The organism is Streptomyces sp. NPDC060035 (assembly GCF_042736635.1).
Classification (GTDB): domain Bacteria; phylum Actinomycetota; class Actinomycetes; order Streptomycetales; family Streptomycetaceae; genus Streptomyces.
On record NZ_JBHWVO010000007.1, the window covers coordinates 312,290 to 323,361 of the forward strand.

General features: G+C 71.0%; 9 protein-coding genes. 3 read left to right on the forward strand and 6 right to left on the reverse strand.

Going from position 1 to position 11,072, the window contains the following annotated elements; translation table 11 throughout:
* Position 1: 1 nt before the first annotated feature.
* The gene (locus ACFWBQ_RS14475; protein WP_385487682.1) at positions 2-1,486 is read right to left on the reverse strand and encodes a peptidoglycan D,D-transpeptidase FtsI family protein; all 1,485 of its coding nucleotides are present in this window, start codon (positions 1,484-1,486) and stop codon (positions 2-4) included.
* Positions 1,487-1,621: 135 nt separating this feature from the next.
* Positions 1,622-2,467, reverse strand: coding sequence for an LLM class F420-dependent oxidoreductase (locus tag ACFWBQ_RS14480; RefSeq protein WP_385487684.1), 846 nt, complete (start codon positions 2,465-2,467; stop codon positions 1,622-1,624).
* A gap of 209 nt (positions 2,468-2,676) precedes the next feature.
* Here ACFWBQ_RS14480 and ACFWBQ_RS14485 point away from each other — a divergent pair, with 209 nt between their 5' ends.
* Positions 2,677-4,200 (forward strand): CehA/McbA family metallohydrolase, encoded by a 1,524-nt coding sequence (locus tag ACFWBQ_RS14485; protein ID WP_385487686.1) that lies wholly within the window; start codon positions 2,677-2,679, stop codon positions 4,198-4,200.
* Between the two features lie 87 nt (positions 4,201-4,287).
* Here ACFWBQ_RS14485 and ACFWBQ_RS14490 read toward each other — a convergent pair whose 3' ends face one another.
* From ACFWBQ_RS14490 to ACFWBQ_RS14500, 3 genes are all read right to left on the reverse strand, one after another.
* The gene (locus tag ACFWBQ_RS14490; RefSeq protein WP_385487688.1) at positions 4,288-4,665 is read right to left on the reverse strand and encodes a hypothetical protein; all 378 of its coding nucleotides are present in this window, start codon (positions 4,663-4,665) and stop codon (positions 4,288-4,290) included.
* Positions 4,666-4,794: 129 nt separating this feature from the next.
* The gene (locus tag ACFWBQ_RS14495; RefSeq protein ID WP_385487690.1) at positions 4,795-6,717 is read right to left on the reverse strand and encodes an AMP-dependent synthetase/ligase; all 1,923 of its coding nucleotides are present in this window, start codon (positions 6,715-6,717) and stop codon (positions 4,795-4,797) included.
* 141 nt (positions 6,718-6,858) lie between these two features.
* Entirely contained in the window at positions 6,859-8,136 is a 1,278-nt protein-coding gene (locus tag ACFWBQ_RS14500; protein ID WP_385487692.1) for an acetyl-CoA C-acetyltransferase, read from the reverse strand.
* Positions 8,137-8,211: 75 nt separating this feature from the next.
* On the opposite strand from ACFWBQ_RS14500, the gene ACFWBQ_RS14505 reads away from it, so the two are divergent.
* Positions 8,212-9,531, forward strand: coding sequence for a 3-oxoacyl-ACP reductase (locus ACFWBQ_RS14505; RefSeq protein WP_385487694.1), 1,320 nt, complete (start codon positions 8,212-8,214; stop codon positions 9,529-9,531).
* A 4-nt stretch (positions 9,532-9,535) separates the two neighbouring features.
* Positions 9,536-10,375, forward strand: a complete 840-nt coding sequence (locus tag ACFWBQ_RS14510; protein ID WP_385487696.1) for a MaoC/PaaZ C-terminal domain-containing protein — start codon at positions 9,536-9,538, stop codon at positions 10,373-10,375.
* Positions 10,376-10,380: 5 nt separating this feature from the next.
* Here the strand turns inward: ACFWBQ_RS14510 and ACFWBQ_RS14515 are convergent, their stop codons facing one another.
* On the reverse strand, positions 10,381-10,998 hold the full coding sequence (locus ACFWBQ_RS14515; RefSeq protein WP_385487783.1) for a TetR/AcrR family transcriptional regulator: 618 nt from the start codon (positions 10,996-10,998) through the stop codon (positions 10,381-10,383).
* Positions 10,999-11,072: the final 74 nt, after the last annotated feature.

Consider the following 11,072-nt stretch of genomic DNA (forward strand, 5'->3'; position numbering starts at 1 on the left):
CCTACGCGCCGAGGACCGCCTTCATGACGTCCCGCGCGATCGGGCCGCCCAGGCCGCCGCCCGAGATGTCCTCGCGGGAGATGTCCATCGCCGTCGGGTCGATGAAGACCGCGACCGCCACCGACTGACCGTCGGGCTTCTTGCCGTACGAGACGAACCAGCCGTACGGCACTTCCTTGGTCACGTCGTCACCGCGCTGCGCCGTACCGGTCTTGCCGCCCACCGTCACACCGTCGATCAGCGCGCGCTTCGCGCTGCCCTCGCTGGCGGTGAACTCCATCATTTCCTGGACCTTCTTCGCCGTGCCCTCGGAGACCGCCTGGCTCTTGAGCTTCGGCTCGTGCGTCTCCAGGGTCGACAGGTCCGGGCCGCGCAGTTCCTCGACGATGTACGGCTGCATCAGCTTGCCGTCGTTGGCGAGGGCGGCGGTCACCATCGCCATCTGCATCGGGGTGCTGGTCAGGCTGCCCTGGCCCATGCCGGTCAGGGCCGTGCCCGGTTTGTCGAGCTCCGCGGGGTAGAGGCTCTTCGTGGCGAGCATGTCGCCGAACTCCTCGGAGTAGACGTCGGAGTTGAAGCCGAACTTCTCCGCCGTCTCACGCATCTTGTCGTCGCCCAGCTTGGATGCCGCGTCGAGGAAGACGTTGTTGCAGGAGAACTGCATGGCCGTCTTGAACGAGGCCTTGTTGCAGGTCCGGTCGCCCGCCTCGCTGCTGATCTTGTTCGAGGAGAGCGGCAGCCGGTACGGGGAGGCGGCGTCGGTCGCCGCGTCGACGTCCGTGACGACGCCGTGCTCCAGGGCGGCGGCAGCCGTGAGGATCTTGAACGTGGAGCCGGGCGGGAAGGTCTCGCGCAGCGGGCGGTTGGCCAGGGGCTTGCTCTTGGCGTCGACGAGCGACTGGAACGTGTCGCCCTCCTTGAAGGAGTTGCCGGCGAAGACCGAGGGGTCGTACGAGGGGGTCGAGACCAGGGCGAGCACCTTGCCCGTCGCCGGGTCGAGAGCGACGACCGCGCCCCGCGCGTCGAGGTCGGTGAGGCCCTTGTACGCGGCCTTCTGCGCCTTCGGGTCGATGGTTGTGATCACGTCGCCGCCGCGCCGCTCGTCACCCGTGAGGATGCCCTTGGCGTTCGAGAAGGCGAAGCGCTCGTCCTGGCCGCTGAGCACGCTGTCGTACGTCTTCTCCAGCAGGGACATGCCCTGCGCCTGGGAGGCGTAGCCGGTGACGGGGGCGTACATCGCACCGTCCTTGAAGGTGCGCTGGAACTTGAAGTCGGTCCCCGAAACCGCCTTCGAGCCCGTGATCGCCTTGCCGTTCACGATGATGTCGCCGCGCGGGGTCGCGAACTGGGTGATCTTGACCCGGCGGTTGTGCTCGTGGGTGGCGAGCTCCTCGCTCTGGGCGAACTGCAGCCAGTTGGTCCGGATCAGCAGGGCGAGCATCAGCAGCCCGCAGAAGATGGCTATGTGCCGCAACGGCCTGTTCATCGTGCTCCTGATCCCCGGCAGCCGAGCACACACGCACACGGGCCGCACCATCGATGTCCGGAGGTGAAGGATGCAATTTTAGCGTTCGCGGTTGCATCCGAAGATCGCCACCGGACGATCCCGGCCACTCGGCTGTCAGAGGTACTCGGCGTACGCGTCCAGCGCGCGCAGCACCTCCGCCTCGCCCGCCGGCGGCAGCTGCAGGACGACCTCCTCGATGCCCAGGTCCGCGTAGTGGGCCAGCTTGCCCGGGCTGGGCAGGACCGCGTACGGGACCACCTGGAGCTGCTTCGGATCGCGGCCCGCCGACTCCCAGGCCGCGCGCAGCTTCGGTACGGACTCCGACAGACCGCGCCCGCCGATCGGCAGCCAGCCGTCCGCCTCCCCGGCGATCTGTGCGAACAGCTTCGGCCCCGCCGCACCACCGATCAGGGTGCGCGGGCCGTTCACCGGTCCGCGCGGCTTCCGTACCGGTTTCGGATACGCGTGGCTCGCCCTGACCGAGCCGAACTCACCGTCGTACGCGGTCGGCTCGTTGGCCCACAGGGCCCGCATCAGCGCCATCCGGTCGCTCGCCAGCGCCCGCCGCGTCGCCCAGGTGACCCCGTGGTCCGCGGCCTCCTCCACATTCCAGCCGATGCCGATGCCGAGCGTGAACCGGCCGCCGGAGAGATGGTCGAGCGTGGCCGCCTGCTTCGCCAGGTCGATCGGGTCGTGCTGGGCGATCAGGGTGATACCGGTGCCGAGGGACAGGCGCTCCGTGACCGCCGCTGCCTGGCCCAGGGCGACGAACGGGTCGAGGGTGCGGCCGTACTCGGGCGGGAGCTCGCCGCCCGCCGGGTACGGGGTCTCCCGGCTCACCGGGATGTGCGTGTGCTCGGGCAGATACAGCCCGGCGAACCCGCGCTGCTCCAGCTCCCGTGCGAGCCGTACGGGCGTGATCGTCTCATCGGTGAGGAAGATCGTTGTGGCGATCCGCATGCGAGGACTCCTCCGTCGTCGTCCGTGACGGCACCAACGTATGCGGTCGCGTGCCGTGCGGTGCGCAAAGCCGGGCTTCCACTGACGCCCGGGGGCGTGCGGTTCCACTTCGGCCGTGGCCCCTCTTGCGTTTCCCCGGAGTTCACGGCCTCATACGAGAGTTCGAGTACATCACCCTCGTCACTCACGACACCCTGGGGAGCACTCGCATGACCGGATCGATAGCCAGGCGCGGTCTTCTCGTCGGGACCGCCGCCACCGCTCTGACGTTGGGCCCTGTGAGCTTCGCCGACGCCGCACCCACTCCCGCACCCGGGGACGAGACCGGGGCAGGCCCGAACACGGCGGTGCGGACCGTGCGCGGCACCCTGCCCACCGGATCGCCCGACTTCGTCCATCTGCCCGTCGAGGTGCCGCGCGGAGTACGGGAGATCGCCGTCTCGTACACGTACGTGAAGACTCCCGTACCGGCCGGCACCCAGGGCAACGCCCTCGACATCGGCATCTTCGACGAGCGCGGTACCGAGCTGGGCGGGCGCGGCTTCCGCGGTTGGTCCGGCGGGGCGCGCAGCAGCTTCTTCATCCGGGCCGACGAGGCGACACCCGGCTACATCCCGGGGCCGGTACGGGCCGGGACCTGGCACATCGCCCTGGGCCCGTACACCGTCGCCCCCGAGGGCCTCCCGTACGAAGTGACCGTCACTCTGGACTTCGGGCCCACCGGCGCCACCCCCGAGCCCGTCTACCCGCCCGAGCGCGCGAAGGGGCGCGGCAGGGCCTGGTACCGGGGTGACTGCCATCTGCACTCCGTCCACTCCGACGGCAAGCGCACCCCGGCGGACATCGCAGCCGCCGCGCGCGCCGCCGGGCTCGACTTCATCAACAGCAGCGAGCACAACACCCACTCCGCGCACAGCGCCTGGGAGGGGCTGTGGGGTGACGACCTGCTGATCCTGACGGGCGAGGAGGTCACCACCCGCAACGGGCACGTCGTGGCGCTCGCCACCGACCCGGGCACGTTCGTCGACTGGCGCTACCGGGCGCGCGACAACCGCTTCGGGCACTACGCGAAGGCCGTGCGGCGGGCCGGTGGCCTGGTCGTGCCCGCGCATCCGCACGCCACGTGCATCGGCTGCCACTGGAAGTTCGGCTTCGGCGAGGCGGACGCGGTGGAGGTGTGGAACGGCCCGTACACCCCGGAGGACGAGATCGCGCTCGCCGAGTGGGACAACTCCCTCGTCGCGGCCGTCCGCGCGTCGAAGCCGTGGATCCCGGCCATGGGCAACAGCGACGCCCACCGCGAGCCGGACAAGGTCGGGCTGCCGCAGACCGTCGTCCTGGCCGACGAGCTGTCGCGCAGGGCGATCACCGCGGGCATCCGGGCGGGCCGCTCGTACATCGCCGAGTCGTCCGCCGTCACGCTCGCCTTCGGCGCCTCGGGCGGGCGCGGTCTGCATGCCGGGATCGGCGAGCGGCTGCGGGCCGACGAGGACGCCCCCGTCACCGTACGGCTGGAGGTCACCGGTGCGCCGGGGTGCACGGCGCACTTCGTCACGGACCAGGGCACCCTGTTCACGGCCGCACTGCCGGAGTCCGGGGCGGGCACGGTCGAGTGGCGGACGACTCCCTCGTACGCCGCCTATGTACGGGCCGAGGTGCGGCATCCGGCGTCGGTGCCGGGGCTGCCGGGGGCACTGGCGGCGCTCACCAACCCGGTGTTCCTGGGGAGTTAGCCCGTCGCTGCGGAGTCCGGGCCGGTGCGGGACACCAGCCCGGCCCGGAGCATCCGTGCAACGGGGCGGCTCCGGACCGGGGCGCCTTCATGCCGCGTAATGGCCGAGGACCATCATCACGAGCTGCAGCACCGCCAGTACGCCCGTGCCGATGACGGCTACCCGTGTGCCGCCCCGCGGGAAGAAGACGCCGACCGCCGTTCCCGATGCGGTGAGTGGTACGGCGAACCACGCGACGGCGAAGAACGCGCCCTGGAAGCGCAGCCGGCCTCGGATGCCGTCCTGGCACGAGTCGCAGGCCAGGGCGAGCAGCGGTCCCAACACCCCCACGAAGAGTCCGATGACCAGTACTCCGGCCGCGAGAAAGGCCGGCCAGGCCCATTCCGCGGCGACCTGCCACCGCCGGTTGCCGAAGTACTCCGGATCGAGGTCGGCAGAATCGAGATCGGCGCCGGTGTTCTTCATCTGACGGACGCTACGGAGCCCCATGGCCGGCCGGCACCGCCCGAGTACTCAGATCCGCGGTCCCCTTGCCTGAGTAGCGGTCTTCCTGTTGCCGGCCCGGCGCAGGAGCCGGGCCGGCACGTACGGGGGCTACTTGCGGTACAGGTCCTCGATCTCCGCGTCGAAGTCCCGTGTGATCGCGTCCCGCTTCAGCTTCAGCGACGGGGTGAGGTGTCCGCTCTCCTCGGTGAACTCCCCCGGCAGGACCGTGAACTTACGGATCGACTCGGCACGCGAGACCAGCCGGTTGGCCTCGTCGACCGCGCGCTGCAGCGCCGCACGCAGCTCCTCGTCGTTGACGAGGTCGCGCATCGGCAAGTCCACCTTCTTGCGCATCCGGCGCCAGTGCGCGAGTCCGTCCGGCTCCAGGGTAATCAGGGCGCTGATGAACGGGCGGTTGTCGCCGACCACCAGACACTGGCCGACCAGCGGATGGGCGCGCAGCCAGTCCTCCAGCGGGGCCGGGATGACGTTCTTGCCGCCGGACGTGATGATGATGTCCTTCTTGCGGCCGGTGATCGTGAGGTAGCCGTCCTCGTCCAGTGCGCCGAGGTCGCCGGTCGGGAACCAGTTGTCCTCCTCCAGATACGGGACCGCCTCGCTGCGCTCGGTGTCCCAGTAGCCCTGGAAGACCTGGCCGCCGCTGAGCAGGACCTCGCCGTCGTCCGCGATCCGTACGGCGGTACCGGGCAGTGGCCAGCCCACCGTGCCCAGGCGGGGCTTGAGGGGCGGGGTGACGGTGGCGGCCGCGGTGGTCTCGGTGAGGCCGTAGCCCTCGAAGATCTCGATGCCCGCGCCCGCGTAGAACGCGGCGAGCCTGTGCCCCAACGGGGAGCCGCCGCAGATCGCGTACCGGACATGGCCGCCGAGCGCGGCCCTGATGCGGCGGTAGACCAGCGGGTCGTACAGGGCGCGGGCGACGCGCAGGCCGAGCCCCGGGCCGGGACCCGTGCCGTGTTCGGCGGCCTCGATCGCCTCGCCGTAGCGCTGGGCGATGCGGGCCGCGCGGTCGAAGGACGAGGCACGGCCCATCTTTTCGGCGGTGGCCCGGCCGGTGTTGAAGACCTTCTCCAGGACGTACGGGATCGCCAGCAGGAACGAGGGCTTGAAGCCCGCCAGGTCCGCCAGCAGGTCCTCGGTCTGGATGGAGGGCGCGTGCCCGAGCCGGACCCGGGCGCGCAGACAGCCGACCGCGACCATCCGGCCGAAGACGTGGGACAGGGGAAGGAAGAGAAGGGTGGAAGCGGGGTATTTGGAGACGGACTTGAAGACCGGGTGCAGCAGCTCGATCGCGTTGTCGACCTCGGCGAAGAAGTTGCCGTGGGTCAGGACGCAGCCCTTGGGCCGGCCCGTGGTGCCCGAGGTGTAGATGAGGGTGGCGGGGCTGTCCGGCTCCAGGGTCGCGCGCCGGGCGGCGACCTCCGCGTCGGGGATCTGCTTGCCCAGTGACTTCAGGCGGCCGATGGCGCCGGTGTCGAACTGCCAGAGGTGGGCGAGATCGCCGAGCTGCTGCCGCTCCTGGCTGACCAGCCGGCCCTGTTCCTTCGTCTCCACGGCACAGGCCACGGCGCCCGAGTCCTGGAGTATCCAGCGGGTCTGGAAGGCGGAGGAGGTCGGGTAGACGGGCACGGTGACGAGCCCGGCGGCCCAGGCCGCGAAGTCGAGCAGCGTCCATTCGTAGGTCGTGCGGGCCATGATCGCGACCCGGTCACCGGTCTGGAGGCCTTCGGCGATGAGGCCCTTGGCCACCGCCTGCACCTCGTCGGCGAACTCGGAAGCTGTCACGTCCTGCCAGGTGCGGTCGGACTGCTTGCGGCTGAGGACGGCTTCGGACGGGGCCTCGCGGGCGTTGTCGAAGGGGATCTCGGCGAGCGAACCGCGTCGTACGGTCGGCGCGAACAGGGGTACGGAGACCTCCCGTACCGTGCCGTCGGCTGCCCTGACCTTCGTGGGCTCGACCAGAACGGGCACGGTGGGGGCCGCGGGTGTGGCGGCAGCGGCTGACGTGGACACGAGCGGCTCCTCGGCGTGGGGGGGCGGCACCGGGCCCGTCCGTGGGTCCGGTGCCGGTGCGGGCTGTTGGGTGCGCGGGGTCGTGCGGTGGTGGGTGCGGGGCGCGGCGGCCGATCCGGGTCCCGGTTCCGTCCGGCGGGGTCAGGGGCGTTCCAGAATGGCTGTGACTCCCTGGCCGCCCGCGGCGCAGACAGAGATCAGGCCCCGTCCCGGAGCATCCCGTTCCGCGAGGAGCTCGGCCAGGGTCGCGACGATCCTCGCACCGGTCGCGGCGAACGGATGCCCCGTGGCCAGGGACGATCCCGCCACGTTGAGCTTGTCCCGGTCGATCGCGGCCAGCCCCTGCTCCTCCCAGGAGGCCAGGGTGGCGAGCACCTGGGAGGCGAAGGCCTCGTGGATCTCGAAGAGGTCGAAGTCCTCGAAGGTGAGCCCGGCACGCTCCAGCATGCGCGGTACGGCGTACGCGGGCGCCATCAGCAGCCCGTCCTCGCCGCTCACGTAGTCGACGGCCGCCGTCTCGTAGAGCGACAGATACGCGAGCGGCTCCAGGCCGTGCGCCGTCGCCCACTCCTCGCTCGCCAGCAGCACGGTGGCCGCACCGTCGGTGAGCGGGGTCGAATTGCCCGCCGTCATCGTCGCGTCGGGGTGATCGGCTCCGAACACCGGCTTCAGTGTGGCGAGTTTCTCGACCGTGGAGCCGGGGCGCAGATTCTGGTCACGGTCCAGACCGAGGTACGGGACGACGAGATCGTCCAGGAAGCCGCGCTCGTAGGCCGCGGCGAGCCGCTGGTGGCTGGTGGCCGCCAGCAGGTCCTGATCGGCGCGGGCGACGCCCCACTTGCGGGCGGTGACCGCGGCGTGCTCGCCCATCGAGAGACCGGTGCGGGGTTCCTCGTTGCGCGGGATGTCCGGGACGAGGTGCCGGGGACGTACGCCCGACAGAGCCTTGATCCGGGCGCCCGTCGATGGGGCGCGGCGAGCTTCGAGCAGCAGCCTGCGCAACTGGTCGTTGACGCCGAGGGGCGCATCGCTCGTGGTGTCCGCGCCGCCCGCGATCGCCGAGTCGACGACACCGAGGGTGATCTTGTTGGCGGCGGCGATGACGGCCTGCAGACCCGTACCGCAGGCCTGCTGGATGTCGTACGCCGGGGTGCGCGGGTCGAGGGCGGAGCCCAGGACGGTCTCGCGGGCCAGGTTGAAGTCCCGGCTGTGCTTGAGGACCGCCCCGGCGACGAACTCGCCGACCTGCTGCCCCCGCAGTCCGAAACGGTTGACCAGTCCGTCCAGCGCGGCGGTGAGCATCTCCTGGTTGGAGGCCTGCGCGTACGGACCGTCGGAGCGGGCGAACGGGATGCGACTGCCGCCGATGACCGCAACCCTGCGCGGCTGCGGAAGTGCGAGGGGAATCAACTCGACCAACTCATCTCGACCAACTCCTGACTCTTGAGTAACCTTACTCCGGAGTAAATCTACGACCGAGCAGGAGTCTGGACAATGGCCGACCGCTATCTGCACCTCACCGGCACAGCACCCGGCCGCTTTCTGACCCGCAGGCTCGGCCTGCCGCAGCCCCGGCGGCTGCGCCGCTGGACGCTGGAGAATCCCACACTCGACGGCCCGTTGCTGCACCTCACAGCGGGTGAATCGGCGATCTCGGACATGCTGCGCGCGATTCTCGCGACGATCGGCCCGGCGGCCGCCGAGCAGACCGGCCACCCGGCGGGAATCGTCCTGGATGCCACCGGAATCACCACGGTTGCGGGACTCGGGACAGTGCACTCCGCGCTCCATCCCGTCATACGGTCGCTGACCGCGGGAGGCCGTGTCGTCGTCCTCGGCACACCACCGTCACCGGACGACCACCACCAGGCGGCGGCCCAGCAGGCGCTCGAAGGGTTCGTGCGCTCGCTCGGCAAGGAGATCGGCAAGGGTGCCACCGCGCAGCTGCTGCGGATCCCGTCGGGCGCCGCCGCCTCGGCGGAATCCACACTCCGGTTCCTGCTCTCCCCCCGGTCCGCCTACATCAGCGGCCAGGTCATCGAGCTCACCGACGCCACCCCCGACCCGGTCGCCGACTGGGCGGCGCCGCTGTCCGGGCGCACCGCGCTGGTCACCGGCGCGGCCCGCGGCATCGGAGCTTCGGTCGCCTCCGTCCTGGCCAGGGACGGCGCCACGGTGATCTGCCTGGACATCCCGCAGGCCGAGGACGAGCTGACCCGTACCGCCGCCCGGCTCGGCGCCACCGCCCTGCCGCTGGACATCACTTCACCCGACGCCGCCGACCGGATCGCCGCAGCCGCACCCGGGGGGCTCGACATCCTCGTCCACAACGCGGGCATCACCCGGGACCGAAGGCTCGCCAACATGCCGGCCGACCGCTGGGACTCGGTGATCGAGGTCAACCTGGACAGCGTCCTGCGCACCACCGACGCCCTCCTCGAGGCGGGCGCCGTCAACCGCGGCGGCAGGATCGTCGCCACGGCGTCCATCGCCGGGATCGCCGGGAACAACGGCCAGACCAACTACGCGGCCAGCAAGGCGGGCATCATCGGCCTGGTCCGTTCCCTGGCCCCGCACGCCGCCGCCGACCACGGTGTCACCGTCAACGCGGTCGCCCCCGGCTTCATCGAGACGAAGATGACCGCCGCCGTGCCGCTCTTCATCCGGGAGGCCGGCCGCCGGATGAACTCCCTCTCCCAGGGCGGGCTTCCGGTCGATGTCGCCGAGACCACCGCCTGGCTCGCCCAGCCCGCGTCGAGCGCCGTCAACGGCCAGATCGTACGGGTCTGCGGCCAGAGCCTGCTGGGGGCCTGAGGCCATGTCCAGCCTGAGCATGTCCCTCGTACGCGGGGCCGTCACCTCCCCGTTCAAGCGGGCGGGGCGGTCCGGTGCCGCGCTCCCCACCGGCCGGGCGTCGCTTCCGCCCGCCCGCAGCGCACCCGGGCCCCTCACCTCGTACAGCAGGGTCTGCGGGTTCACCGAGCCGGGAGTGCTGCCACTCACCTACCCGCATGTCCTTGGCTTCCCGCTGGCCATGCGCGTCATGACCGGCCGTGCCTTCCCCCTGCCGGTGCTGGGGCTCGTCCACACCTGGATCGAGATCACCCGGCACCGGGTGCTGCACCCGGCGGACAGGCTCGAACTCGTCGTGTACGCCGCGGAACTGACTCCCCATCGGCGAGGCACCGAGGTCACGATGGTGACGGAGGCCCGGCTGGCGGGCGAGCTGGTGTGGGAATCGCGCAGCGGTTACCTGTCCCGGCACCCGACCGGCACCACCGCCGCACCCGCCTCCGGGGCGGCGGCGACCCCGAAGAGTCTTCCCGCCGTGGCCGAGTGGCAGCTGCCCGGCGACCTCGGACGGCGGTACGGCGCCGCCTCGGGCGACCGGAACCCCATTCACCTGCACCCGCTGACGGCACGGCTGTTCGGCTTCCCCCGGCCTATCGCGCACGGCATGTGGACCGTCGCCCGCTGCCTCGCCGAGGCCGAGGCCGCAGCCGGCGAATCGGGCCGGATCCGTTCCGTACGGGCCGACTTCAGGGCCCCCGTCCTGCTGCCGGCCACCGTGACGTACGCGGCTGCCGGCTCCGCCTTCGAGGTGCGCGGCGGAAGCCGGGTCCACCTCACCGGCAGCGTGACCCTGGACGGCCGATAGCCCTGTCAGCCCTTGGACTGCCAGCCGCGGCCGTGCATGAGGTTCTCCAGGCCCGCCCAGGAGAAGTTCATCAGGGTGCCCGCCGCCTCCTTGGCCGAGACACCCGGAGTCTCGTTCGCCCACCCCGCGAGCGCCTCCGCAGCCCCCACGAGCGCCTGCGCGAGCCCGGCCACATCGCGGTCGGGCAGCGCAGGATCGTGGTGCGCCTCGCGTGCCGCCGCGCCGATCAGACCCGTCACGAACGCAACGATCTCCTCCCGCAGCACACCGACCTCGCTGACGAACGGCTCCCCCTGCGACCGTGCCTGCTGGTCCAGCACCGCCCAGCCGTCCGGGTTGTCCGCGGTGTGCGTGAAGAACGCCCGCAGCCCGGACCACAGCTGGCGATCCGCCGGCAGCCCCGGCTCCACCGCCGCCTGCACCGCTTCCACCAGCGCTTTTGCCTCGCGGCGGATACACGCGGTGAAGAGTTCTTCCTTGGAATTCAGATACAGATAGACCAATGGCTTGGAGACACCGGCCAGCTCCGCGATCTCATCCATCGAAGCAGCCCGGTATCCACGCTGCCCGAAGGTCTGCACCGCGGCATCCATCATCTGCTGCTCACGCACAGCGCGCGGCATGCGTTTGCTCTTCACTGCACTCACGTCAGACTTCCCTCCCGCCCCCACTGCCCTACTCCTCGGTAAGAGTACGG

Coding starts and splice junctions, on each gene's coding strand:
- ACFWBQ_RS14490 (WP_385487688.1), bottom strand. CDS start 4,665: ATGAAGAACACCGGCGCCGATCTCGATTCTGCCGACCTCGATCCGGAG.
- ACFWBQ_RS14475 (WP_385487682.1), bottom strand. CDS start 1,486: ATGAACAGGCCGTTGCGGCACATAGCCATCTTCTGCGGGCTGCTGATG.
- ACFWBQ_RS14485 (WP_385487686.1), top strand. CDS start 2,677: ATGACCGGATCGATAGCCAGGCGCGGTCTTCTCGTCGGGACCGCCGCC.
- ACFWBQ_RS14505 (WP_385487694.1), top strand. CDS start 8,212: ATGGCCGACCGCTATCTGCACCTCACCGGCACAGCACCCGGCCGCTTT.
- ACFWBQ_RS14515 (WP_385487783.1), bottom strand. CDS start 10,998: ATGCCGCGCGCTGTGCGTGAGCAGCAGATGATGGATGCCGCGGTGCAG.
- ACFWBQ_RS14510 (WP_385487696.1), top strand. CDS start 9,536: ATGTCCAGCCTGAGCATGTCCCTCGTACGCGGGGCCGTCACCTCCCCG.
- ACFWBQ_RS14480 (WP_385487684.1), bottom strand. CDS start 2,467: ATGCGGATCGCCACAACGATCTTCCTCACCGATGAGACGATCACGCCC.